Annotated in this window: 23 protein-coding genes; 5 read left to right on the forward strand and 18 right to left on the reverse strand. The window is 68.0% G+C overall.

From position 1 onward, the window contains the following. Positions 1 to 4 precede the first annotated feature (4 nt). Positions 5 to 910: a phosphogluconate dehydrogenase (NAD(+)-dependent, decarboxylating) gene (gene gnd / locus R2APBS1_RS00525; RefSeq protein WP_015446425.1), complete on the forward strand. Its 906-nt coding sequence runs from the start codon at positions 5 to 7 to the stop codon at positions 908 to 910. Between the two features lie 775 nt (positions 911 to 1,685). On the opposite strand, the gene R2APBS1_RS00530 is transcribed toward gnd, so the two are convergent. The 12 genes from R2APBS1_RS00530 to R2APBS1_RS00575 all read right to left on the reverse strand — a co-directional run bounded on the left by R2APBS1_RS00530 (position 1,686) and on the right by R2APBS1_RS00575 (position 11,539). After that, a complete protein-coding gene (locus tag R2APBS1_RS00530; protein ID WP_015446426.1) occupies positions 1,686 to 2,231 on the reverse strand; it encodes a DUF488 domain-containing protein in 546 nt (181 codons plus the stop codon). A gap of 1 nt (position 2,232) precedes the next feature. Further along, on the reverse strand, positions 2,233 to 2,445 hold the full coding sequence (locus R2APBS1_RS00535; protein ID WP_015446427.1) for a hypervirulence associated TUDOR domain-containing protein: 213 nt from the start codon (positions 2,443 to 2,445) through the stop codon (positions 2,233 to 2,235). Positions 2,446 to 2,641: 196 nt separating this feature from the next. Further along, complete coding sequence (locus R2APBS1_RS19950) at positions 2,642 to 3,115, reverse strand: hypothetical protein (protein WP_015446428.1); 474 nt, start codon at positions 3,113 to 3,115, stop codon at positions 2,642 to 2,644. A 106-nt stretch (positions 3,116 to 3,221) separates the two neighbouring features. Beyond that, on the reverse strand, positions 3,222 to 3,671 hold the full coding sequence (locus R2APBS1_RS19955; protein WP_015446429.1) for a hypothetical protein: 450 nt from the start codon (positions 3,669 to 3,671) through the stop codon (positions 3,222 to 3,224). Positions 3,672 to 3,918: 247 nt separating this feature from the next. After that, positions 3,919 to 4,623, reverse strand: coding sequence for a LytR/AlgR family response regulator transcription factor (locus R2APBS1_RS00540; RefSeq protein WP_015446430.1), 705 nt, complete (start codon positions 4,621 to 4,623; stop codon positions 3,919 to 3,921). Continuing rightward, positions 4,623 to 5,675 carry a sensor histidine kinase gene (locus R2APBS1_RS00545; protein ID WP_015446431.1) on the reverse strand — a complete coding sequence of 351 codons (1,053 nt, stop codon included), beginning with the start codon at positions 5,673 to 5,675 and terminating at the stop codon, positions 4,623 to 4,625. The genes R2APBS1_RS00540 and R2APBS1_RS00545 overlap by 1 nt, the downstream gene beginning before the upstream one ends. A 29-nt stretch (positions 5,676 to 5,704) precedes the next feature. Next, a complete protein-coding gene (locus R2APBS1_RS00550; RefSeq protein ID WP_015446432.1) occupies positions 5,705 to 6,367 on the reverse strand; it encodes an alpha/beta hydrolase in 663 nt (220 codons plus the stop codon). A gap of 132 nt (positions 6,368 to 6,499) precedes the next feature. Then, a complete protein-coding gene (locus R2APBS1_RS00555; protein ID WP_015446433.1) occupies positions 6,500 to 7,264 on the reverse strand; it encodes an energy transducer TonB in 765 nt (254 codons plus the stop codon). Positions 7,265 to 7,349: 85 nt separating this feature from the next. Then, on the reverse strand, positions 7,350 to 8,108 hold the full coding sequence (locus R2APBS1_RS00560; RefSeq protein ID WP_015446434.1) for an energy transducer TonB: 759 nt from the start codon (positions 8,106 to 8,108) through the stop codon (positions 7,350 to 7,352). An 80-nt stretch (positions 8,109 to 8,188) separates the two neighbouring features. Further along, positions 8,189 to 8,422 carry a hypothetical protein gene (locus R2APBS1_RS00565; RefSeq protein ID WP_157769686.1) on the reverse strand — a complete coding sequence of 78 codons (234 nt, stop codon included), beginning with the start codon at positions 8,420 to 8,422 and terminating at the stop codon, positions 8,189 to 8,191. A gap of 29 nt (positions 8,423 to 8,451) precedes the next feature. Then, a complete protein-coding gene (locus R2APBS1_RS00570; protein WP_015446435.1) occupies positions 8,452 to 9,270 on the reverse strand; it encodes a TonB C-terminal domain-containing protein in 819 nt (272 codons plus the stop codon). A 100-nt stretch (positions 9,271 to 9,370) separates the two neighbouring features. Next, the gene (locus tag R2APBS1_RS00575) at positions 9,371 to 11,539 is read right to left on the reverse strand and encodes a prolyl oligopeptidase family serine peptidase (protein ID WP_015446436.1); all 2,169 of its coding nucleotides are present in this window, start codon (positions 11,537 to 11,539) and stop codon (positions 9,371 to 9,373) included. Positions 11,540 to 11,686: 147 nt separating this feature from the next. Here R2APBS1_RS00575 and R2APBS1_RS00580 point away from each other — a divergent pair, with 147 nt between their 5' ends. Together R2APBS1_RS00580 and R2APBS1_RS00585 are read left to right on the forward strand one after the other, a co-directional pair. Next, positions 11,687 to 14,113, forward strand: a complete 2,427-nt coding sequence (locus tag R2APBS1_RS00580) for a S9 family peptidase (RefSeq protein ID WP_015446437.1) — start codon at positions 11,687 to 11,689, stop codon at positions 14,111 to 14,113. Between the two features lie 156 nt (positions 14,114 to 14,269). Next, the gene (locus tag R2APBS1_RS00585) at positions 14,270 to 14,611 is read left to right on the forward strand and encodes a hypothetical protein (RefSeq protein WP_015446438.1); all 342 of its coding nucleotides are present in this window, start codon (positions 14,270 to 14,272) and stop codon (positions 14,609 to 14,611) included. 120 nt (positions 14,612 to 14,731) lie between these two features. Here R2APBS1_RS00585 and R2APBS1_RS00590 read toward each other — a convergent pair whose 3' ends face one another. Beyond that, positions 14,732 to 15,076, reverse strand: a complete 345-nt coding sequence (locus R2APBS1_RS00590; protein ID WP_007510267.1) for a cupredoxin domain-containing protein — start codon at positions 15,074 to 15,076, stop codon at positions 14,732 to 14,734. A 10-nt stretch (positions 15,077 to 15,086) separates the two neighbouring features. Beyond that, entirely contained in the window at positions 15,087 to 15,617 is a 531-nt protein-coding gene (locus tag R2APBS1_RS00595) for a DUF4142 domain-containing protein (RefSeq protein ID WP_015446439.1), read from the reverse strand. 160 nt (positions 15,618 to 15,777) lie between these two features. Here R2APBS1_RS00595 and folE point away from each other — a divergent pair, with 160 nt between their 5' ends. Together folE and R2APBS1_RS00605 are read left to right on the forward strand one after the other, a co-directional pair. After that, on the forward strand, positions 15,778 to 16,401 hold the full coding sequence (folE, locus tag R2APBS1_RS00600) for a GTP cyclohydrolase I (RefSeq protein WP_015446440.1): 624 nt from the start codon (positions 15,778 to 15,780) through the stop codon (positions 16,399 to 16,401). Between the two features lie 55 nt (positions 16,402 to 16,456). After that, positions 16,457 to 17,161, forward strand: a complete 705-nt coding sequence (locus tag R2APBS1_RS00605; protein WP_015446441.1) for an RNA polymerase sigma factor — start codon at positions 16,457 to 16,459, stop codon at positions 17,159 to 17,161. Between the two features lie 60 nt (positions 17,162 to 17,221). On the opposite strand, the gene R2APBS1_RS00610 is transcribed toward R2APBS1_RS00605, so the two are convergent. The 4 genes from R2APBS1_RS00610 to pgl all read right to left on the reverse strand — a co-directional run bounded on the left by R2APBS1_RS00610 (position 17,222) and on the right by pgl (position 21,614). Further along, positions 17,222 to 18,040 (reverse strand): TlpA family protein disulfide reductase, encoded by an 819-nt coding sequence (locus R2APBS1_RS00610; protein WP_015446442.1) that lies wholly within the window; start codon positions 18,038 to 18,040, stop codon positions 17,222 to 17,224. A gap of 100 nt (positions 18,041 to 18,140) precedes the next feature. Continuing rightward, on the reverse strand, positions 18,141 to 18,752 hold the full coding sequence (gene eda, locus R2APBS1_RS00615) for a bifunctional 4-hydroxy-2-oxoglutarate aldolase/2-dehydro-3-deoxy-phosphogluconate aldolase (protein ID WP_236127031.1): 612 nt from the start codon (positions 18,750 to 18,752) through the stop codon (positions 18,141 to 18,143). A gap of 181 nt (positions 18,753 to 18,933) precedes the next feature. Next, positions 18,934 to 20,751 carry a phosphogluconate dehydratase gene (edd, locus tag R2APBS1_RS00620; RefSeq protein ID WP_015446444.1) on the reverse strand — a complete coding sequence of 606 codons (1,818 nt, stop codon included), beginning with the start codon at positions 20,749 to 20,751 and terminating at the stop codon, positions 18,934 to 18,936. A 149-nt stretch (positions 20,752 to 20,900) separates the two neighbouring features. Further along, positions 20,901 to 21,614 (reverse strand): 6-phosphogluconolactonase, encoded by a 714-nt coding sequence (gene pgl / locus R2APBS1_RS00625; RefSeq protein ID WP_015446445.1) that lies wholly within the window; start codon positions 21,612 to 21,614, stop codon positions 20,901 to 20,903. Between the last annotated feature and the right edge of the window lie 59 nt (positions 21,615 to 21,673).

A 21,673-nucleotide genomic window follows, 5' to 3' on the forward strand; every position in this document is an offset into this window, starting at 1 on the left:
CACGATGGAACTTGGCATGGTGGGTCTCGGGCGCATGGGCGCGAACATGGCCGAACGCCTGGTGAAGGGCGGCCACAAGGTCGCGGGTTTCGACCCGAACGCGGACGCGCGCAAGGCAGCCGAAGCGAACGGCATCGCGCCGGTGGCCTCGCTGGAAGCGCTGGTCAAGGCGCTGCCGGCACCGCGCGTGCTGTGGCTGATGGTGCCGGCCGGCAAGATCACCGACGACACCGTCGACGCGCTGCTGCCGCTGCTGGCCAAGGGCGACACCGTGATCGACGGCGGCAATTCCAACTACAAGGACACGCTGCGCCGAGCGCAACGGTATGCCGAGCACGGCCTGGGCTACGTCGACTGCGGCACCAGCGGCGGCGTGTGGGGCCTCAAGGAGGGCTACAGCATGATGATCGGCGGCGACGAAAAAGCGGTCGAGGCGTTGCGGCCGATCTTCGAGGCGCTGGCGCCGGCGAAGGACCAGGGCTGGGGCCGGGTCGGCCCGGCCGGTTCCGGCCACTACACCAAGATGGTCCACAACGGCATCGAGTACGGCATGATGCAGGCCTACGCCGAAGGCTTCTCGATCCTCAAGCACAAGCAGGAGTTCGGCCTCGACCTGCACCAGGTCGGCGAGATCTGGCGCACCGGCAGCGTGGTGCGCTCGTGGCTGCTCGACCTGGCCACCGACGCGCTCGGCAAGAACCCGAACCTGGACGGCATCGCGCCCTACGTGGTCGATTCCGGCGAAGGCCGCTGGACCGTGAACGCCGCGCTGGAACTCAACGTCTCCGCCCCGGTGATCACGCTGTCGCTGATGGAGCGCTTCCGCTCGCGCGACAGCGACTCGTTCGCCGACAAGCTGCTGGCGTCGCTGCGCAACGAGTTCGGCGGGCACGCGGTCAAGAAGGAGTAGCGCGTTCCGCATCACTCCCCGCTGCCCCCGTAGGAGCCCGCTCGCGGGCGATGCCCTTGCGCCCCCCACGTCTGTGCCCGAACGGCTGACTTCCCCCACCGTTCGCACCGGCAGGCACGTCGTATCCTCACCTCGTCATGCCGCCGAAGGCAGGCCGTTCGCGCCGCATCTCCGCTCCTCGTCATGCCTGCGAAGGCAGGCATCGCACTTCATCCATCATGTCTGCGGCAGAGCCTGCAGGCAGAGCAAGAGCTGTCGCGCGCCTACGAGTCGTCTTCCTCTTGCGCTTCCCCGTGTAGGAGCGCGCTCGCGCGCGATGCTCTTGCCACTTCCACTCACATTCCCCGAACGGTCCGCCCCCGCCGATGACATCGACAAGCCTCACACTCCACTTCGTCATGCCTGCGCAGGCAGGCATCGCACTTCATCCATCATGTCTGCGACGGAGCCTGCAGGCAGAGCAAGAGCTATCGTGCGCCGTTGGTGCCCGAGTCACTTTCTCTTTGCGTGGCCACGCGCACGCAGGAAGCGTGCGCGAACAGCGAAGCTGGCCCGAAGGGCGTAGGGCAGGATGCCCGGAGTAAAGAGAAAGTAACCAAAGAGAAAGGCCACCCGCTTGGCGCTTGCCGCCCATCGGGCAACCGCTCCTGCGTTGCCTCAACTCGGGCATCCATGCCCTCGCCATGGTGCGTACTCGGTGTGCAACCGCTGCGCGGTTGCGAGAGCAAAGAGCCAAAGAGCTCTTGTTCCGGCTTTGCCGCTCTCGCCTTTCGATCTAAAGCAAACCGCCCTGCGCCGGCGCGTAGCTCAATTGGCCGTCCACGATGTGTGCTGGCGAGGTGTACGGGTGCACCGTGGCATGCGCGGCATCGATGATGTGGATCACCTCGATCCCGCGCAGCTTCAGCACGTCGGAAATGATCGAGCGGTGGCAGCGCCACCACACCGCCTCGGCGCACATCATGGCAGTACGTTTTTCGCGGGCGAGTGCCAGCAGTTCGGCGAGACCCTCGGCGAACTCTGCCGTGGCGGTGTAGTCGGCGTAGCCCTGGAACGAGGCGTTGCGCCACGCGGTGTTCGGCGAGCCGGGCTGCACCTTGCGGCGGCCGCCCAACTTGGGCATCCAGCGGTAGGCGATGCCGTGCGCGGGCAGCGTGGCGGCCAGCGCATCGCTGGCGAAATGCGGATGGCGACGCGAACCGGGAAAGCGCCGCACGTCGGCGACGGCCTCGATCCGGTAGGCGTCGAGCAGGCCGAAGAACTCCTGCAGCGTGCGGGTGGAATGGCCGATGGTCCAGAGCGTGGCAGGGTCGTCGGGCATCTCAGTCGATTTTGTGCAGCGCCGCGCCCTTGTGCATGGCGACGTGGTCGGTCTTGTCGCTCTGGATCTCGTACTGCGGATCGGCCTCGCTGCAGCGGCGCGTGTGGCCTTTGTAATCGGCGTCGCGCGTGTGCACCGCGATGATCCGGCCGGTCACGTAGCCGGCTTCCGAATTCCAGCGCACGTGGTCGCCGATCTTGTAGGGGTGGGCCATGCCGGCTCTCCTGGCGGTAGGTCAGCGGCCATTGAAGCACGCCGTTCGTTCAGCCCAGGTGGAGCGGGGCTGGCCGCATGGATTCCCAAACAAGCTAAACAAGGGTCCGGTTGCACTTTCGTGTGTGTGGCAATGGAAAGTTGACTGTGACCCTCCACTTTCAGCACGCAGCGCACTGACAGCGCGAGCAGAAATCCTAAAGGCCGCCGACTTCTGGAATCTCATTGGGAAGCAGGAGCGTGATACGTGCTTTTATTTCTCGTACTAAAAGGTGATAGTCCGCGATAATATTGAATACTTCGCGATGCGCCTCATTGGACATGCTGCCACAATTCTGTGTGTAGTTAGAAACTGAAACGAAATCGTTGTAACGAGCTACGGCGATGCGAAAGAACAGTAGCTCCTGGATGAGTTTACCCTCACGCTTGTAGCTAAGACAATTGCCTTCGATAAGTTTTTCAATGCTAGCAAATCGTAGTGTGTCTCGATGAAAAACCAGGCTTTCATCATATGTAGGAAACTCGTTCTTGACGCGACGTAGCTCGTACTTGAACATCCCAATTAGCAAATTACGCCGGGACCGGCTTTCCTGCCAACTTGAGAGTTTCGTTGCGACAAAACCCAATATCGCGCCGAGCACAACAAGTGATACGCTACCGACGACTTCCATGGTGCTCCTCGGTTACCCCGCTGTGATTGAACTTTCGAACGCACTCCAAGTCGGGTGCTTACACTAGAGTTAAGCGGCGGCGCAGCCGTCCGCCTCGAACGATTGGTCAACGCTCATTTGCGATCTCCCGTAGCGCCGGGCTGACGCCAGTTTTTGTACGACCGCACTGTGTACGAGCAAAGGCACACTTAATCTTGCGGCCTGTACTGGAGCGTGGAAGCTCGCTGTAAATTGACACAGAGCTGCGAGGCTCTAGACGCCGAGGCCAAGGGCCATGGTCTGCGAACACGGGATTGACGATGCTGCCTCGCTTGTTTGTACCCTGAAAGAACACGCCAGCGTCGTCAAGCGTTACGGCGAACTGGCTTAGGTTTGTGACTTGCACACAGAAGCGAATGTTTTGAGGTGCGCCACCATACGGAATGGCGTGAGCCGGAATAACCCTTAGCTTGACGCAATTCTGGTCGATTGCGCGCCATGTGTTGATGATACCGAGCACCGCACCAACAGCCGCGATAGCCAGTGTCACTGCTTGGAATACTGTGATGTCGGGCATGAGTGTTAACTCTTAGTAAGCCCCGGATCGGAACATATACGTCGGATATTCAGCTTTCGACCCTCGGTCGTCAAGCAAGCAAAACTGCATGGTTTCAATGCGTTGGTCGTAGGCGCCGGTCATGTCCGCCATGATCCTGCCAAGTTGGATATCCCACAAAGCGCAGCGCTATGTCTTATCTCCCACAAATCACGGTGATAACAATCATCGTTCCGGCTTGTTCGCGGGGTTTGGCAGCCGCGTGCATTCACCCCAGCCGCAGCAGCTTGCGCACTGCCGGCAGGTTGCGCCGGCTGATTTCGGGAGCGTGGTCGGTGCCGTCCAGCCGCGCCAGCACGCGGCCGTCGGCGAGGGTCTTGAGGCCGAGCAGGCGCGGCGGCGGGACGAGGCAGTTGCGGTGCAGGCGGATCAGCTGGTCGGGGTAGGCTTCTTCCAACTGGCGCAGTGAATCCTCGATCAGCAGCTCGCCGCGGCGGTGCTGCACGACTACGTATTTCTCGTCGGCGAGCAGGCAGATCACTTCGTCCAGTGCGATGCGTACCTGCTCGCCGCGCAGGCGGCCGTACAGGTAGGCGGCCGGTTCGCGCGGGGCGTCGGCGAAGCGGCGTTGCGCGCGCTGCAGCGCCTCGCGCAGGCGGTCGAGCCGCACCGGTTTCAGCAGGTAGTCGGCCGCGCCCAGCTCGAACGCCTTCAGCGCATGCGCCTCGTAGGCGGTGCAGAAGATCACCTGCGGCCGCGCGCGGCCGGCCAGGCGCTGCGCCAGCGCCACGCCGTCGATCCCGGGCATGTTGATGTCCAGCAGCAGCGCGTCCGGCTGCAGTTCGCCGAGCGCGGCCAGCGCGGCTTCGCCGTCGCCGACGTTGCCGACGACTTCCACGCCGGCGCAGTCACCGAGCAGCGCGGCCAGGCGCGCGCGTGCCAGCGGCTCGTCGTCGACCACCAGCACGCGCATCAGCTTTTTCCTCCGGGCAGCTGCAGCAGCACCACGAAGTGCTCGCCCTGCGCGCCGGCCTGCACCTTCGCCTGCGGCCCGTAGCGGTAGGCGACGCGCCGGCGCACGCTGTCCAGGCCATGGCCGTTGCCGGCAGCGGGCGGGGTGGCCGGCAGCGGGTTGATGATCTCGATGCGCACGCCGCGGCCTTCGCGCCGGCCGCGCAGGATCACCTCGCCGCCTGCGCGCAGCGGCTGGATGCCGTGGCGCACCGCGTTCTCCACCAGCGGCTGCAGCAGCAGGCGCGGCAGCGGGAAATCGGCGGGCAGCTCATCCAGCTCGCGGCGCACGCGCAGGCGTTCGCCCAGGCGCAGCTGCTCGATCGCCAGGTAGCGCTCGACCAGCGCCAGCTCCTCGCCCAGCGTGCCGTCGGCGTTGTCGTGCTGGCCCAGCGCGGCGCGGAACAGTTCGGAGAGGTCCTCCACCGTGCGCTCGGCGGCATCGGGGTCGACCCGGATCAGCGCCGCCACGGTGTTCATGCTGTTGAACAGGAAGTGCGGGCGGATGCGCGCCTGCAGTGCCTCGACCTGGGCGCGGGTGACCGCCGCCAGCCGCGCCTGCCACTGCGCCAGCACGTAGAAATAGCGCAGCATCGCGGCGCCGAGCAGGGCGGCGATCAGCACGTTGTCGCGCACGAACACGGGCAGGCTGCCGCGCACCAGATGCATCTGCAGTGCGCCGTCGAACCAGTGCGCCACGATGCTGGCGAGCAGCACCAGCAGCAGGATCAGCAGCCACACGCCGACATACGGCAGGTGTCCTGGCAGGCGCTGCAGCCACGGCCGCAGCCCGCACAGCGCCACCGCCGCCACCATCCCCAGCAGGGTCACGAACAGCATGCCGACGCTGTAGGCCGACCAGTCGCGCGGATCGTCGCGCGCCAGCCACATCACGGTCACCGTCAGCGCGCCCACCACCAGCAGCGCGAACAGCGCCGGCAGCTGGCAGAAATCCGGCAGCGGACTGTGTTCGGTGCGGCCGCGCGCGGCGCGGCGGGAGGTTGGTTCACGCATGCGGCAAGTATGCCGCAGCGCGGTCGCGCTTACGCCAGCCGCTGGCCCAGCCAGCGGCGCAGGTCGTCGATCTCCTCGGCGCAGACCGCGTGGGCCATCGGGTAAGTGTGCCAGTCCACCGGATAGCCCAGCGCCTGCAGCGCATCGCGCGAGGCGGCGCCGCGCGGCAGCGCGACCACCGGGTCGGCGCTGCCGTGGCCCTGGAAGATCGGCGTGGCCGCGTTTGCGGCGCTGCGCTCGGCGGCGAGCGTGGCGGAGATGGGCAGGTAGGTCGACAGCGCGATGATGCCGGCCAGCTCTTCCGCATGGCGCAGCCCCGCGGACAGCGCGATCGCGCCGCCCTGCGAGAAGCCGGCGAGGACGATCCGCTCGCTCGGCACGCCGCGCGCGTGCTCGCGTTCGATCAGCGTCCCGACGGCGGCGATCGAGGCGCGGATGCCGGCCTCGTCCTGTGGCGCGCGCGCGTCGAAGCCGATGATGTCGTACCACGCACGCATCGACATGCCGTTGTTGATCGTCACCGGTCGCACCGGCGCATGCGGAAACACGAAACGCAGCGCCGGCCATGCCGGGTCCACCAGCTCCGGCACGATCGGCGCGAAGTCGTGGCCGTCGGCACCGAGGCCGTGCAGCCAGATGATGCTGTAGCGGGGCGAGGAGCCGGTTTCGTGTTCGACGGTGGGCAGGGTCATGGCATGGATCAACAGCGAGGCGGGTTGCCATCGTAGCAGTCGCAATCATCCGGCTGGATTCGTAGAAGCCCGCCTGCGAGCGATGCTCTTCACGGAGTTCGGGATTCGGGATGCGGCGGTCTTCGCGTAAATCTAAAGATGCATCACTATCGGATTGATGGTGCGTGCCAGTAAGACACTTGAAATCTGCGGTGACGGGAGCTTTGTCTCGATGTCGATGTCCTTGAATCCGGCTTGAAGCAGGAGTTCCTTTTCTTTTGCGCTGTATGGCGCTTTACCCGTTCGCATTGCCTGAGCGCCGGCCATGTCGCCGAGCCGAAACGTGATGTATGTGGATATCCGAGCAGCTACGGGTCGGCCCTCCATGGTTTCCGGCACGACGTTGTGATGCAGGAACCAATCCTTGGCGGCTTTCTTCAAGAGAAGTCCGCCACCGCCCTCAAGCACGCCGCGAATGTCGGTGATGACGATCTTGCCGTCTTGGTGAAGATCGCCCGTCACCACGATGACGCCAGATTCATGATTGCGTACGGCATCTGTGGGATATGCCGGTGGCAAATGACGATCCCACGTCGGCCCATGCCGTATATAGCTGATTCGCAGGGAGTACCTGCCGTTGCCGTCAGGTATCGCTTCCAACTCCGTTTCGATGAATGTATGCGCGGGCACCGCTATTCCGTCTTTCTGTGCAGGTACAAATTGCCAATGCTTGAGCGCCAGATCGAGCGCAGCAGCGATCGGCTTGCTGACGCCTGCTTCGGGTTGCGTTTGCGTCACCTCTCCTTGGGCGTTCACGTCCGCGCCGACAACGAAGGTTTGTTCACGCCTCTCGGCGGCGTGCGCCGACAAGGCACAGATCAGCAGAAGCATGGCCGTACGGAGCATGACCTTTTTCATCGTGATTCCTCCTCCCAGTCAGCGTCGGCGCCCCGCGTCGCGCAAGCGGCCATCGTGCCGCACACGCGAGATGGGTAACAGGATGTCAGGGCGCATGGATGACCGTGGTCGCGGCGTCCGGCTTCAGCGGGCTGTCCACAGCCAGCTCCTGTTCGGAGGGCAGCGGGATGCCGGGTCGCGCATCGGCAGCGGTTTCCTTGCGTGCGGCCTCGTTGAGGATGCGGGCCTGCTTCGCAGTGAAAATCGGTTCGCTGATGGTGAAGGACACCGGGATGTGCATGCGGGTTGCCACCGGCTGGCCATCGACCTGTTCCGGTATCGCGCGCCATTGTCCGGCGGCGGCCAGTACGGCCTTGATGAATGAGGGGCGCAGCTGCCAGCCCGCGAACTGGCTGTGCGCCGTCATGTCGCCGAGGCTGCCATCCGGTTGTACCGTGGCGTCCAGCATGACGAACGCGCATTCCCGCGCACGGATGCCATCCATGGGGTAGCGCGGCTGGACGTTCTGTTTCAGCAGTCGGGGACCATTGCCCTCGAAGCTGATCCGCAGGCTGTAGCCGCCATGGGTATCCGGAACGACCTTCAATTTGGTGAAGACGAAGGTGTGCGCCGACGCCGGCTTGTCGTCGTGCCGGGCCGGTACGAAGTGCCACTGCCTCACCGTCGTCGCGAGCACCGTGGCGATCGAGGCGGGCACGTCGGCGTCGAATTGGGTGGCGGTGACGTGGCCGGCGGCGTCCACGTCGGTGCCGATCCTGTAGGTCCGCTCGCGGGTTTCCGCGGCGTGCGCCGGCAAGGCACAGACCAGCGCCAGCAGCGTGGCGCAGCACATGGTGGTTTTCATGGTGCCCCCATTGAAATACCGGCGCCCCGCGCCGCGCGTGCAGGCAACGTACCGCACGCGCGAGGCGGGAAACAGTGCCGTCAGTGGGCCACGGCCAAGCCCAGTTCGTGCGCGAAGAAGGCCAGTCCGATCGCGGTGTCGCCGATGCGCTGGCTGAACGGGGTGCCGACGTCGTGGCCGGCGTTGGCGAAGTCGGTCTCGTGGCGCAGCATGTCGTAGATGCCCACGCGTACCACCACGGCGCGGTAGTCGCCGGGGTGCTGCACGATCTGCGTGCCCATCAAAGGAGCGTCGGTGCCATGGCCCGAGTCCATGCCGGCGCTCGATCAGGCCGACACGCTGATCAGAGATGCATAGTTATCGGATTGACCACGCTCGGCTGCAACACGCTAGAAATTCCTGGACGCCAGGTCCGGTTGGCTTCGATACCTACAACAAAACCCGTTTGCTCCAGAAAAGCGAGATCTGCGTTCGTCGGTGGAGCCTCATCACGGGCCTTGGCGACGCTGCACCAAATCGGTATCGAATCGGGAGGGCCTCCTTTGCAATCGGTCGTGGTGACCTTGCTGCTCTCGTTGACGCGGAACGTCATGCGGGTGCGCAGGTACGCGGGAACCGGCTTGCCGTCCAGCGTCTCCGGTGTATACCGATCTCGCAGCAGTGCATCGTCGACGGCTTTGGTCAGCAGCCGGCCGCCACGACCTGGGTTGGAAGTGCGTGATTCCTTGATGATCAACTTGCCGTCTGCCTGAAGTTTGGCGGTAGCCTCGACGCTGCCTTGTGCGTGGATCTGCAAAGCCTCCGGAGAATAAACCGGCATGCTGGAAAGTTCCCACTTTGGACCCTGGCTGACGTAGCTGATGGTCAGTGTGTACTTGCCACCTGCATCGGGTACCACCTCTAGCGTCGTTGTGATGAACGTGTGCACGGGAACAGCTCTCCCATCCTTCTGCGCGGGCACAAATCGCCAGTGCCTGAGCGCTAGGTCCAGCACGGCGGCGATGGGTTTGGTAACCCCGGACTCAGGCTCGGTCTTTGTCACTTCACCTAGCGCGCTAACGTCGGCACCGATGACATAGGTCTGTTTCTGACGGTCAGCTGCCCGTGCCGGCAACGCGCAGGCCAGCAGCATGACGCCGGCACAATACATGACGCCTTTCATCGCCATCTTCTCCCCGTGAACGCGGGTGCCACCGCACCACGTGAGCGGTCATCATGCCGCAGCGGTGGCAGGTGAGATAGCCCCTGCGCAGTCGCTGCGCTCAAGGTTTGCCATCCAGCCCCAGCTCGTGCGCGAAGAAGGTCAGCCCGATCGCGGTGTCGCCGACGCGCTGGCTGAACGGGGCGCCGATGCCGTGGCCGGCGTTCATGCGGGTCAGCAGCAGGATCGGCCGCGTCGACGAGCTGGCGTTCTGCAGCGCGGCGGCGAACTTGCGCGATTGCCACGGCGCCACCCGCGGGTCGTTTTCGCCGGTGGTGAGCAGCACCGCCGGGTAGGCGGTGTTGGTCTCGACGTGCTGCAGCGGCGAGTAGGCCAGGGTGGCCTTGAACTGCGCCGGGTCGGCGATACTGCCGTACTCGGGGATGTTGTACGGGCCGTTGGCGAAGTGGGTTTCGTGGCGCAGCATGTCGTAGATGCCCACGCGCGCCACCACGGCGCGGTAGTCGGCCGGGTGCTGCACGATCTGCGCGCCCATCAGCAGGCCGCCGTTGCTGCCGCCGAGGATGCCGAGGTGCGCGCGGTCGGTCCAGCGCGCATGGATCAGCGCCAGCGCGGCGGCGTGGAAGTCGTCGAACACGTTCTGCTTGTCGAGCTGCTGCCCCTGCGCGTGCCAGCGCTGTCCGTTCTCGTTGCCGCCGCGGATGTTGGCGTAGGCGAGCACGCCGCCGCGCTCCAGCCAGGCCAGGTTCGGGCCGATGAAGCCGGGCTTGATCGGGATGTCGAAGCCGCCGTAGCTGTAGAGGATGGTGGGCCGCTTGCCGTTCGCCGTGGTGCCGCGCAGCGACAGCACGGTCACCGGGATCTTCGTGCCGTCCTTCGAGGTGCCTTCGATGCGTCGTGCGACCACCTTCGAATAGTCGGCGGCAGGCTTGACCTCGAACACGGTCTTCAGCGCGCCACTGCGGCCGTCGTACTCGGCCCAGCGCGTGGGCGTGCTCCAGCCGCCGTAGCTCACCAGTGCCTTGTTGCTGCCGGATTCGGAGGCGATCTCGCCGATGCCGATGCCATGTTCCGGCAGCGGTAGCCGGCGCACGAAGATCGCGCCGGCGTCGTACTGCTCGACCCACCAGTCGGGACCCCGGCTGCGCACCACCAGGAAGCCGTCGCCAAGCGGGGCGATCTGCTGGATCGCGCCTTCGCGCTCGGCCAGCACCGGCGCTGCCTTGCCGTCGTCGCCGATGGCCACGACCTTGCCGCGCGGCGCATCGCGGAACGCGGCGAGGTACAGACGTCCATTCACCCAGGCCGCGGTGCGCACGTTGGCGCTGCGATCGAGCACGCGGATGAAGCGATCGCCGTGCTGCAGGAACACTTCGGCCGGGCCGCCGTCGCCGTCGTAGGCGAGCACCGCGGCCTGCGCCGTGGCCGGCGCATTCACCAGCACGTACTCGGCGGTTTTCGAGTAGCCCTTGCCGAACACCACGCGATCCGTCGCGGCGGCCCGGCCCAGCGTGTGATACACTAGGGTGGCGTGGAACTGCTCCACTTCCTGCCCCGCCGCCGGCGGCGTGAAGCGCACGTAGCTGAAGCCGCGCTCGTCGGCATCCCAGGCCAGGCCTTGCGGCGTGGTGCCTCCGCCGGCCCAGGGCAGGGTGTCGGGCAGGGTCTTGCCGCTGGCCACCTCGAGCACGCGGATGGTGGTCAGCTCGCTGCCGCCCTCGGCGCTGCCGTAGGCGAGGTAGCGCCCGCGCGGCGAGGGCCAGTAGGCGGTGATCGCGGTGCCGGCGCCGCCGTGGTCGGCGTTCGGATCCGCCAGCACCTTCGCCGTGCCGTCCGGCCACGCCTGCGCGATCAGCACCGGCTGCGGCTGCGGCGGGGTCTGCTGCAGATAGAACAAGGTGCCGCCGGCCAGCGTGGGGCCGGAGCGCATGGTCGAGGTGATCGCCAGCTGCTGCACCCGCACGGTGAGCGCCTTGCCCTGCGGCATCGCCGCCAGGGTCGCCTCGGTGTACGCGTTCTGCGCGGCTATCCACCGCCGCACCGCCGGGTCGTCCGGGTTTTCCAGCCAGCGGTACGGGTCGGCCACGCTGACGCCGTGGAAGGTGCCGGACGCGGCCTGCTGCGACGTGGGCGGCGGCAGCGGCTGCGGCTCGCCAATCAGCGCCAGCTCGCGCGGCGGCTTCGTCGTCGGATTCACGGGCGGCAGCTGGGCGGCGGCAGCGGCGCCGGCGGCGAGCAGCAGGGTGGCGGCGAAGGACGCAAGGCGCATGGCGAGGGTTCCATGGGAAGACGTGGCAGCAAGCAGGGTAGCAACGCGCCGCCGCCGCTGCAGCCGCCGGCCGCTGACTTTCGGCAGGGGTGGCCGCGGATCGCCGTTGCGCTCGGTTATGCTGGCCTTTTTGCCCGGGAAGAATCCATGCGCCGATTGCTGCTGGCCGCCCTTGTCGCCTTCACCGTCGCGCCGCTGGCCGCGCTCGCCACGCCGGCATCGACGCCGCTGGACCTGGACACCGTGATGGCCAACCCGGACTGGATCGGCCAGGCGGTGGAGTCGCCGTACTGGAGCGTGGACGGGCGCAACCTGTACTACTCGCTGAAGCGCGATGGCAGCCCGCTGCGCGACCTGTACCGGGTCGACCCGGCTACCGGGCAAGGCGCGAAGCTGGACCCGGCCGCGCTGGCGCAGGCCGACGGCCCGGCGGTGTTCGACCGCACGCACCGGCATGCCGCCTTCATCCTGCACGGCGACGTGTTCGTGGTGGATCTGCAAAGCGGCCGGCGCCGCCAACTCACCCGCACGCCGCAGGACGAATCCGCGCCGCGTTTTTCCGCCGACGGCCGCGCGCTGCAGTTTCGCGACGGCAACGACTGGTACAGCCACGACCTGGCCAGCGGCGTCACCGCGCCCGCGGCGGTGCTGAAGTTCGCCGACGACCCGCAGGCGAAGCAGCCTGACGCGCTGGGCGAACGGCAGCTGGAATTGTTCAAGACGCTGCGCCGGCTCAAGGCCGACAAGCAGGCGAAGCGCGACGAGGAGCAGGCGCTGGCCGCCGCCGACCCGGGCCGCGCGCCGCTGCCGTTCTTCCTCGGCGACAAGATCACCCCGGTCGACAGCGAACTGTCGCCGGACGGCCGCTGGCTGCTGCTGGTCACCGCGCCGAAAGGCTACGAAGCCGGCAAGGCGCCGACGCTCGCCCACTACGTCACCGACTCCGGCTACCTCGAACCGCAGGAGGCGCGCGTGTATGTGGGCCGCAACGACCCGGCCCCGCAGTCGCTGCTGCTGCTCGACCTGGCCAATCACCAGTCATACCCGCTGGCCACCGACCCGCTGCCCGGCATCCACGACGATCCGCTGAAGGACCTGCGCACGCGCGCCGTCGCCGCGCTGCAGAAGGCCGGCAAGGCCGAGCAGGCCAAGGCGCTGAAGGCGCCGGAACGGCGCGCCGTGCGCATCGTCGGCAGTGCCGACGACGGCGGTGGCGGCGGCATCGCATGGAGCGACGACGGCCGCCAGCTCGCCATCCAGCTGCGCGCGATCGACAACAAGGACCGCTGGATCGCCAGCGTGGATTTCGCCAGGCACGCGCTGGTGCCGCAGCAGCGGTTGACCGACCCGGCGTGGATCAACTGGAACTTCAACGATTTCGGCTGGCTGAAGGACGGCCGCACGCTGTGGTACCTGAGCGAGCAGACCGGCTGGTCGCAGCTCTACGTCAAGCCGCTCGACGGCAAGGCGAAAGCACTCACCACCGGCCGATTCGAGGTGAGCCACCCGCAGCTCAGCGCGGACGGCCAGTGGTTCTACCTGCGCACGAACCGGGTGGCGCCCTACAGCTACGACGTCTACCGCGTGCCGTCCGCCGGCGGCGAGCTGGCGCGCGTGACGCACTACCAGGGCATGGACGACTTCGCGCTGTCACCCGACGGCACGCAGCTCGCCGTGCTGCATTCCGCGCCCTACGTGCTGCCGCAATTGGCCGTCCAGCCGTCCGCCGGCGGCACGCCGCGCGAGCTGACCAGCACCATGAAGGCGGCGTTCAGCGCGCACGACTGGATCGCGCCGAAGATCGTCGAGGTGCCGTCCTCGCACGGCGCGGGCGGCATCTGGGCGAAGTACTACGGCCCGGCCGACGAGGGTGCGTCGCCGAAGCCGGCGGTGATCTTCGTGCACGGTGCCGGCTACCTGCAGAACGTCACGTTGTCGTGGTCGCACTATTTCCGCGAGCAGATGTTCCACAACCTGCTGGTGAGCCAAGGTTACGTGGTGCTGGACATGGACTACCGCGCCTCCGAAGGCTACGGCCGCGCCTGGCGCACCGCGATCTACCGCCAGATGGGCCACCCGGAACTGGAAGACCTGCTCGACGGCAAGGCGTGGCTGGTCAAGAACCATCACGTCGATCCGCGCCGCGTGGGCATCTACGGCGGCAGCTACGGCGGCTTCATGACCGAGATGGCGCTGCTGCGCGCGCCGGGCGAGTTCGCCGCCGGCGCCGCGCTGCGCCCGGTCAGCGACTGGACGCTGTACAACCACGAGTACACCGCCAACATCCTCAACGATCCGCAGCTCGATCCCGACGCGTTCAAGGCCAGCTCGCCGATCGAATACGCCGACCAGTTGCAGGATCCGCTGCTGATCGAACACGGCCTGATCGACGACAACGTGCTGGCCGAGGACTCGATCCGCCTGTACCAGCGCTTCATCGAGCTGCACAAGAAGAACTTCTGGATGTCGCTGTACCCGCTGGAACGCCACGGCTTCGTGCACGCCGATGCCTGGTACGACGAGTACCGGCGCATCGACGAGCTGTTCGATACGTACGTGAAGCCGGTGAAGTAGGCGGCAGCGCGTGGCGGGGCGCCACTCGGCATGGGGGTGCGCCCGCGGGGGCTCTTGACCGGTTGAACCCTGCCAGCCGAAAGTACTTCGGCTGGCAGCACGTGGCCCGAGCGTTCGGCGGCATGCCGGGACGAGGTCTCTGCCGAGGGGGAAAACATGCGCAAGTTGCTGTGGATACTCGTGGCGTGCGGCCTGTTGCTGGCCGCTTGCGCCAAGCCGTTGCCGCCGGAGAAGCTGGCGTATGCCGGGCAGTGGCGGTCGACGACGATGTCGCTGCTGATCACCACCGGCGGCAACGTGAACTACCGGCGGGTGGGCGGCGGCATGAGCAAGTCCGTCAACGGTCCGCTGCAGGCGTTCGAGGGTGACAACTTCGTGGTGGGCATTGGCCCGGTCAAGACCACCTTTGTGGTCTCGATGCCGCCGCACGAGGATGGCGGCGCGTGGAAGATGACGGTGGACGGGGTGGAGCTGACCCGGGTGCCGCCGGGCGAGTAAGCCCGGAAAAACGGTCGCAGCGGGATCGTGCGGATCCCGTTGCGACCGGGGGACCGGCAGCACTGCAAGATCGCGGTAAGACGGCCTTGCCAGCTCGGGGGAGCGAGTGCTGCTGCCGGGTTACTTGGCGACCAGGGTGCCGGTCATGCCGGGGTGGAACTTGCAGAAGAACGCGAACGAGCCGGCCTTGGCCGTGGTGCGCACGGTGGCGCCCGGCTTCAGGTCGATGTCGAAGCTGCCGTCGCGCGCGGTGGCGCTGTGTTCGAAGATGTCGTGGTTGACCCATTCGATGACGTCACCGGCGCGCACGCCGGTGGGCATCGGGCCGAACATCATCTTGTCGAGCACGATCACGTGCACCGTCTTTGCCTGTGCCGTGGCCGTGGCCGGGGCGGCCGCGAACGCCGGCGCGGCGGCCACGCCCAGGCTCAGCAGGCCGAGGAACAGAAGCGTGCTGCGGAACATGACGTGCTCCTTACTTCAGGCTGGCAGCCAGGTGCTCGGCGTGCATCTCGTGCTCGTGGAACAGCTTCGAGCCGGTTTCCAGCAGCGACTTCAGCTCGGCGTTCTGCGTGGACGGGATCAGCGTGCCGTCGAGCGCGGCCAGCACGGCCTTGTGGAAGGCCACTTCGTTCTCGGCATAGGCCTTGTCGTAGGCCGCGCCGCTCAGCGCGGCCAGCTTGGTCTGCTCGGCGGCGGCGCCCTTGGCCAGTGACTGGCTGGTGCCGTTGTCGGCCGGCGTGACGCCGAGCTTCTTGGCCAGTGCCAGCGCCTGGTCGTTCACGGCGGCGTGGTCGCGCGCCATTTCCTCGGCGAACTGACGCACCGCCTGGTTGTGCGACTTGCTCAGCGCCTGCTTGGCGGCGGTGACGTCGATCGCGCCGGCGGTATAGGCGATGTGGGCGATCTGCGCGTCGTTGATGGCCGGCGCCGGGGTGGCGGCGTGCACGCTGGTGAGCGAGCCGAGGCCGAGCGCGACGACGAGGGCGAACAGGGATTTGTTCATGAGCGGTGTCTCCTTGGATGGATGAAGGGCGAGCGAAGCTTGCCGGTGCCCATGAGATGCAGCAGCGGCGCACAGGTTCCGGCGGGTGCGCGGAGTGCAGCGGGAACCTCGGCCGCGGCGCCTGCGTCGGATCGGCTGTCACCCCAGCGAAACCTCTCCCATGCTCGAACTCGATCAATCCATCGCTTCCACCGCCGCGCCGATGCCGGTCGCGGAAACCCCCCGCCCCACGCGCGCCGAGGCGGAGGCCGCCGTGCGCACGCTGATCCGCTGGGCCGGCGACGAGCCCGCGCGCGAGGGCCTGCTGGCCACCCCGGCGCGGGTGGTACGCGCCTACGAGGAATGGTTCGCCGGCTACCGGCAGGATCCGGCCGGCCTGCTCAGCCGTACCTTCAGCGAGGTCGGCGGCTACGACGAACTGGTGCTGCTGCGCGACATCCCGCTGCAGTCCACCTGCGAACACCACCTGGCGGCGATCCGCGGCGTGGTGCACATCGCCTACCTGCCGGATCGGCGCGTGGTGGGCATCTCCAAGCTGGCGCGGCTGGTCGAGGCGTTCGGCCGGCGCCTGCAGATCCAGGAGCGGCTGACTGTGGAGATCGCCGATACCCTGGCGCAGGTGCTGCATCCGCGCGGCGTGGCGGTGGTGGTCGAGGCCAGCCACGAATGCCTGTCCTCCCGCGGGGTCCGTTTGCACGGGGTATCGATGCAGACCCGGCGCCTGCTCGGCGAATTCGCTCAGGAACCGCGGCGCGGCGAGATCCTGGCCACGCTGGCCGGCTGACCCGGGAACCTCGGGCCACCCCGCTGCATCGGATCAGGTGTAAAAGGAGAAAGCCATGTCAGCCCATGCCCATGTTGCATCCGTCGATTACGCCGCGCTGGACGACCACGCGCTGGTGGCGCAGGTTCGCGCCGGCCATCGCGAGGCGTTCCGCCACATCATGCAGCGCTGCAACCAGCGGTTGTTCCGCGTGGCGCGCGCCGTGCTCGGCGAGGATGCGGAAGCGGAAGACGTGCTGCAGGAATCGTATATGCGTGCCTACCACAAGCTGGATTCGTTCCGTGGCGACTCGACCCTGCTGACCTGGCTGACCAGCATCGTGCTGAACGAGGCGCGGGGCCGGTTGCGCAAGCGCCACATCATGGTCGGCTTGGAGCAGGTCGACGCGGCGCCGGAGGATACCCACCAGATCGTGCAATTCCCCTCGAAGTTCGGCAGCGAGGATCCGGCGGTGTCGGCTGCGCGCACGCAGATCCGCCACCTGCTCGAACACGCCATCGACAAGCTGCCGGAGGCGTTCCGCACCGTCTACATGATGCGCGAGGTGGAGGAATGCTCGGTGGAGGAAACCGCCAGCCTGCTGGCGATCAAGCCGGAGACGGTGAAGACCCGCCTGCACCGCGCGCGCCGGCTGCTGCGCACGTCGCTGCAGGGCACTTTGGCCGAGACCATGAGTGGGGCGTTCCCGTTCATGGGCCAGCGCTGCGCCCGCGTCACCGACGCGGTGATGGCGCGGCTGGAGACCGAACAATCGGCCTGACCCGTGCGGTTGGGCAGGGCGGGCAGCGCCCGCCCTGCGCCGCCGCCCATGGCGATGTGATCAGCGTGGTGCGGCGGCGGGCGGGGTGATCCGCTGCAGCCGCTCGGCCAGCGTGGCACGCGACAGTTCGCCGATGTGCATGTCGCGCAGGCGGCCGTCGGCGTCGAGGAACAAGGTGGTCGGGTAGCCGCGGGCGTTGTAGTGGTTCGACAGGTCCAGGTTGCCGTCGATCAGCACGCCGTCCAGCACGAGGCGCTGCACCCGCATGAACTGCTTCACCGCGGCCGCCGATTCGCCCTGGTCGGCGAACACGAAGCGCACCTGCGTCGTCGTCCGCTGCGCCTCGGCCAGCACCGGCATCTCGCGCCGGCACGGGCCGCACCAGGTGGCCCACAGGTTGATCACGCTGGGCTGGCCGCGCAGCGTTTGCAGTGATACCTCGCGGCCGTCCAGGTCGCGCAGCGCCAGGGCCGGCAAACCGGGATGGCTGGCCGCGGTCAGCTTGTACGCGAGCAGTCCGGCGAAGGCCCAGGCCGCGATGCCGACCGCCACGCCGGCGGCCAGCGGCCGGCGCAGCGGCGGCCGGCGCCAGCCGATCAGCATCGCTGCCGCCAGCAGCCCGAGCGCGCCGGCGATCGGGTCGAAGCCCTGGTCGCGGATGTTCAGCATGCTCAGCGGCTGCTGCACGTACTGCGGCCACCAGCCGGCGACGTAGGCGATGCGCGCGGTCAGCAGACCGACGCCGAGTGCCAGATACAACGCATTGCCGGCGTCGGCGTAACCGCGCCGGGCCAGGAAGCCGGCCACGGCGAGTGCGGCGACGACGCCGAACAGCAGTGCCAGCAGCGCCGACGAGAGTGCCAGCGGTCCGATATTCACGTGCTTCCGTCCTTGCCGGTGAGGGCTCGCGCCGATGGCGACGAGTGTGTGCAAGCGGGAACCTTACCCGGTATCGCGTGGCCGGGCGGCGCAGGCCGCGTCAGTCCGCCCGGCGCAAGCCGGCTGCCTCGCGCGCCAGTCGCTCGATGCCGGCCCAGTCGCCGGCGGCGAGCCGGTCGGTGGGAGTGAGCCAGGAGCCGCCCACGCACAGCACGTTCGGCAGGGCGAGGAAATCCGGCGCGCTGCTCAGGCCGATGCCGCCGGTGGGGCAGAAGCGGATCTGCGGCAGCGGGCTGGCCCAGGCGCCGAGCAGCTTGTGGCCGCCGGCTGGTACGGCGGGGAAGAACTTCAGGTGGCGATAGCCGCGTTCGAGCAGGGCCATCGCCTCGCTGGCGGTGGCCACGCCGGGCAGCAGCGGCAGTTCGCTGTCGTCGGCGGCGTCGAGCAGGCGCGGCGAGGTGCCGGGCGAGACGGCGAAGCGGGCGCCGGCCTGCCGCGCCGCCTGCAGGTCGCGCGCGCTCAGCGCGGTGCCGCAGCCGACCACGGCGCCTTCCACCTCGGCGGCGATCGCGCGGATCGCCTCCAGTGCCGCCGGCGTGCGCAGGGTGACCTCGATGGTCGGGATGCCGCCGGCGACCAGCGCACGCGCCATCGGCACCGCAGCCTTCGCGTCGTCGATGATCACCACCGGGATCACCGGCGCCAGCCGCATGAGGGTTTCGACTTGCTGCTGCTTTTGTTCGATCGAACTCACGTCTGGCTCCTGGGGTTTGGCCCCTCCCCCTGCAGCGCAGGGGGAGGTTGGGAGGGGGTTGCTCAGGCTGGCGTGGAAGTGAAGATCAAGAGCGAACCCCACCCCAACCCTCCCCTGCAAAGCAGGGGAGGGAGCAAGGCTACAGCACGCCGGCGCCGAGGTCGGCGTTGGCGGCGGCCTGGCGGAACAGGCCGAACAGTTCGCGGCCCATGCCGCTGTGCTCGCCGGACAGGTCGGCGACGTGCGGCAGGCGGGCATCCAGTTCGTGCGCTTCCATCAGGACGTCCAGACGTCCGTTCGCCGCGTCCAGCCGGATCATGTCGCCGTCGCGGATCTTGGCGAGGTTGCCGCCGGCAACCGCCTCCGGGGTCACATGGATCGCCGCCGGCACGCGGCCGGAGGCGCCGGACATGCGGCCGTCGGTGAGCAGGGCGATGCGGTGGCCGCGGTCCTGCAGCAGCGCCAGCGTGGGGGTGAGCTTGTGCAGTTCGGGCATGCCGTTCGCGCGCGGGCCCTGGAAGCGCACCACCGCCACGAAGTCGCGGTTGAGTTCGCCGCGCTTGAACGCGCCGGCGACCTCGTCCTGATCGTCGAACACGATCGCCGGCGCCTCGATCAGCAGGCGGTCGTCCGGCACCGAGGAGACCTTGATCACCGCGCGGCCGAGATTGCCGTCGAGCATGCGCAGGCCGCCGTCGGGGCGGAACGGTTCGTCCACGCCGCGCAGCACGCCGCGGTTGCCGCTCTGCTTCGCCACCGGCTGCCAGTGCAGCGCACCGCCCGCGTCGAGCGCCGGCACCTGCGCATAGCCGTCCAGGCCGGTGCCGAAGATGGTCTGCACGTCGGCGTGCAGCAGGCCGGCGCCGAGCAACTGGTCGATCAGGAAGGCCATGCCGCCGGCGTCGTGGAACTGGTTCACGTCGGCGTAGCCGTTCGGGTACACGCGCGCCAGCAACGGGATCACGCCGGACAGTGCGTCGAAGTCGTCCCAGCGCAACTGGATGCCGGCCGCGTGCGCGATCGCGACCAGGTGCAGCAGGTGGTTGGTGGAACCGCCGGTGGCGTGCAGGCCGATCACGCCGTTGATGATCGCGCGCTCGTCGATGATGTGGCCGAGCGGCAGGGACGCGTCGCCCAGCGCGCTGTGGGCGGCGACGCGGCGCACCACCTCGGCGGTGAGCGCGTCGCGCAGCGGGGTGTCCGGCGCGGTGAAGCTGGCGCCGGGCAGGTGCAGGCCCATGATCTCCATCAGCATCTGGTTGGAGTTGGCGGTGCCGTAGAAGGTGCAGGTGCCGGGTGCGTGGTACGAGGCCGCCTCCGCTTCCAGCAGCTCGGCTTTGCTCGCCTTGCCGTCGGCGAACGCCTGGCGCACCTTCGACTTCTGCTCGTTCGGGATGCCGCTGGGCATCGGCCCCGACGGCACGAACGCGCCCGCCAGGTGGCCGAAGCTCAGCGCGCCGATCAAGAGGCCCGGCACGATCTTGTCGCAGATGCCGAGGAACAGCGCGCCGTCGAACATGTCGTGCGACAGCGCCACCGCGGTGGCCAGCGCCACCACGTCGCGCGAGAACAGCGACAGCTGCATGCCGGGGCGACCCTGGGTGATGCCGTCGCACATCGCCGGCACGCCGCCGGCGACCTGCGCAGTGAAGCCGGCGTCGCGCGCGACCTGGCGGATCAGCGCGGGATAGCGCTCGTACGGCTGGTGCGCCGACAGCATGTCGTTGTAGGCGGTGACGATGGCCAGGTTGGCGCGTCGGCCGCTGCGCAGCGCCGCCTTGTCCTCGCTGCCGCAGGCGGCGAAGCCGTGCGCCAGGTTGCCGCAGGACAGGTGCTCGCGCTGCGGCCCGCTGCGGTCGACCGCGTCGATCCGCCGGAGGTAGGCCGCGCGCGTGTCGCGGCTGCGCTCGCGCAGGCGTTCGGTGACTTCGGCGACGACGGGGTGCAGCGTGGTCATGATTTCTTACCTTGTCTGTAGGAGCGCACGCTGTCCGCAAGGGACTTCCTGCGGTCGTGCGCGATGCTCTTGTTGATGGTTCCCCGGGCGGGTATCGCCTGCCGTTCGCGCACAGGGCGTGCTCCTGCGGGCGATGCCGTTGGTGGTGGTCACGGACACCAGTACACCGCCACCGGTACGCGCGGCTGGGCCAGTACCGCGCGCACCGGGTAGTCCCGTGCGGCGCCGAGGCCGAGCCGCGCGTCAGCGAGCAGGTCGCGCTTCTTCTCGCCGGCCACCAGCAGGTACAGCGCGCGCGTTTGCAGCAGGGTCGGCAGGGTCAGCGTGATGCGCGGCTCGCCGGCGCCGGGCGCGTGCATCGGCAGCACGCGCGCCGTGCCGTCCAGGTCCAGCGCCTCGGCCAGGTGGTCGCCGCCGGGGAAGAACGAGGCGGTGTGGCCGTCCTCGCCCATGCCCAGCACCACCGCGTCGAACGGCAACGGCAACGCCTCGATGCGCGCGTCGGCGGCAGCCAGGCCAGCCTCGGGACTGGCGTCGCCGGTGTACAGCGGCACGAAGCGCGCCGCGGCGGCGGCATGCAGCAGCAGCCGCGATTTCACCAGCCGCGCGTTCGAGCGCTCGTCGGTGTCCGCGACCCAGCGCTCGTCGACCAGGGTCACCTGCACCCGGGCCCAGTCGAGCTGCTCATGCGACAGGCGCTCGAAAAAATCCTTCGGCGTGCTGCCGCCGGAAACCGCCAGCACGGCGTGGCCGCGTTCGGCCAGCCCGCGGCGCAGGCGTTCGGCGACGCGCTCGGCCAGCGCCGTGGCCTGCGCGCGGCAATCGGTGAAACTGTGCGTGGTGACGTTCAGGTGAGTAGTCATGGCGGCGGTCGCGACGGGCACGCGGGCGTGGCCGGGCGTAGCGTGGGGAAGGGACTGCC

Origin of the sequence: Rhodanobacter denitrificans, from assembly GCF_000230695.2 — a bacterium.
In the GTDB taxonomy this organism is placed as follows: domain Bacteria; phylum Pseudomonadota; class Gammaproteobacteria; order Xanthomonadales; family Rhodanobacteraceae; genus Rhodanobacter; species Rhodanobacter denitrificans.

Bases quoted from the DNA above. Each gene is read 5' to 3' on its own strand.
- gnd (WP_015446425.1), top strand. From the start codon at position 5: ATGGAACTTGGCATGGTGGGTCTCGGGCGCATGGGCGCGAACATGGCC.
- R2APBS1_RS00530 (WP_015446426.1), bottom strand. From the start codon at position 2,231: ATGCCCGACGACCCTGCCACGCTCTGGACCATCGGCCATTCCACCCGC.
- R2APBS1_RS00535 (WP_015446427.1), bottom strand. From the start codon at position 2,445: ATGGCCCACCCCTACAAGATCGGCGACCACGTGCGCTGGAATTCGGAA.
- R2APBS1_RS19950 (WP_015446428.1), bottom strand. From the start codon at position 3,115: ATGGAAGTCGTCGGTAGCGTATCACTTGTTGTGCTCGGCGCGATATTG.
- R2APBS1_RS19955 (WP_015446429.1), bottom strand. From the start codon at position 3,671: ATGCCCGACATCACAGTATTCCAAGCAGTGACACTGGCTATCGCGGCT.
- R2APBS1_RS00540 (WP_015446430.1), bottom strand. From the start codon at position 4,623: ATGCGCGTGCTGGTGGTCGACGACGAGCCGCTGGCACGCGCGCGCCTG.
- R2APBS1_RS00545 (WP_015446431.1), bottom strand. From the start codon at position 5,675: ATGCGTGAACCAACCTCCCGCCGCGCCGCGCGCGGCCGCACCGAACAC.
- R2APBS1_RS00550 (WP_015446432.1), bottom strand. From the start codon at position 6,367: ATGACCCTGCCCACCGTCGAACACGAAACCGGCTCCTCGCCCCGCTAC.
- R2APBS1_RS00555 (WP_015446433.1), bottom strand. From the start codon at position 7,264: ATGAAAAAGGTCATGCTCCGTACGGCCATGCTTCTGCTGATCTGTGCC.
- R2APBS1_RS00560 (WP_015446434.1), bottom strand. From the start codon at position 8,108: ATGAAAACCACCATGTGCTGCGCCACGCTGCTGGCGCTGGTCTGTGCC.
- R2APBS1_RS00565 (WP_157769686.1), bottom strand. From the start codon at position 8,422: ATGGACTCGGGCCATGGCACCGACGCTCCTTTGATGGGCACGCAGATC.
- R2APBS1_RS00570 (WP_015446435.1), bottom strand. From the start codon at position 9,270: ATGAAAGGCGTCATGTATTGTGCCGGCGTCATGCTGCTGGCCTGCGCG.
- R2APBS1_RS00575 (WP_015446436.1), bottom strand. From the start codon at position 11,539: ATGCGCCTTGCGTCCTTCGCCGCCACCCTGCTGCTCGCCGCCGGCGCC.
- R2APBS1_RS00580 (WP_015446437.1), top strand. From the start codon at position 11,687: ATGCGCCGATTGCTGCTGGCCGCCCTTGTCGCCTTCACCGTCGCGCCG.
- R2APBS1_RS00585 (WP_015446438.1), top strand. From the start codon at position 14,270: ATGCGCAAGTTGCTGTGGATACTCGTGGCGTGCGGCCTGTTGCTGGCC.
- R2APBS1_RS00590 (WP_007510267.1), bottom strand. From the start codon at position 15,076: ATGTTCCGCAGCACGCTTCTGTTCCTCGGCCTGCTGAGCCTGGGCGTG.
- R2APBS1_RS00595 (WP_015446439.1), bottom strand. From the start codon at position 15,617: ATGAACAAATCCCTGTTCGCCCTCGTCGTCGCGCTCGGCCTCGGCTCG.
- folE (WP_015446440.1), top strand. From the start codon at position 15,778: ATGCTCGAACTCGATCAATCCATCGCTTCCACCGCCGCGCCGATGCCG.
- R2APBS1_RS00605 (WP_015446441.1), top strand. From the start codon at position 16,457: ATGTCAGCCCATGCCCATGTTGCATCCGTCGATTACGCCGCGCTGGAC.
- eda (WP_236127031.1), bottom strand. From the start codon at position 18,752: ATGCGGCTGGCGCCGGTGATCCCGGTGGTGATCATCGACGACGCGAAG.
- edd (WP_015446444.1), bottom strand. From the start codon at position 20,751: ATGACCACGCTGCACCCCGTCGTCGCCGAAGTCACCGAACGCCTGCGC.
- pgl (WP_015446445.1), bottom strand. From the start codon at position 21,614: ATGACTACTCACCTGAACGTCACCACGCACAGTTTCACCGATTGCCGC.